Origin of the sequence: Collinsella sp. AF11-11 (genome assembly GCF_003465485.1) — a bacterium.
GTDB lineage: Bacteria > Actinomycetota > Coriobacteriia > Coriobacteriales > Coriobacteriaceae > Collinsella.
The window spans coordinates 1-248 of the sequence record NZ_QSAS01000044.1 but is presented as its reverse complement, the minus strand read 5'-3'; the positions used below and the strand labels follow the sequence as shown (position 1 = coordinate 248).

1 rRNA gene is annotated in these 248 nt (G+C 71.4%); it reads right to left on the bottom strand.

Annotated elements, in window-relative coordinates:
• Positions 1–43: 43 nt before the first annotated feature.
• Positions 44–159, bottom strand: a 5S ribosomal RNA gene (rrf, locus tag DWV58_RS09765).
• Positions 160–248 lie beyond the last annotated feature (89 nt).

The window sequence follows — 248 nt, the reverse complement described above, 5'->3', positions numbered from 1 at the left end:
CCCCCCTTCTTCAAGTCAAGCGTACGGCTCGGTGCCGTCCACCGGTCAGCGGCGCCCTGGCCTCCCACGGGCTGACCCCGCAGTACTCTCGGCGCGATGGGGCTTAGCTTCCGGGTTCGGAACGGGACCGGGCGTGCCCCCCATGCTCTGGCCGCTGACCGGTGGGCGGCGCCCACCGTTACGGTGTCCTGGGTCTCATCTACGTGCCCTGGGGGCCGCATGGCGCATAGGGGAGGTGACTCGGGGGC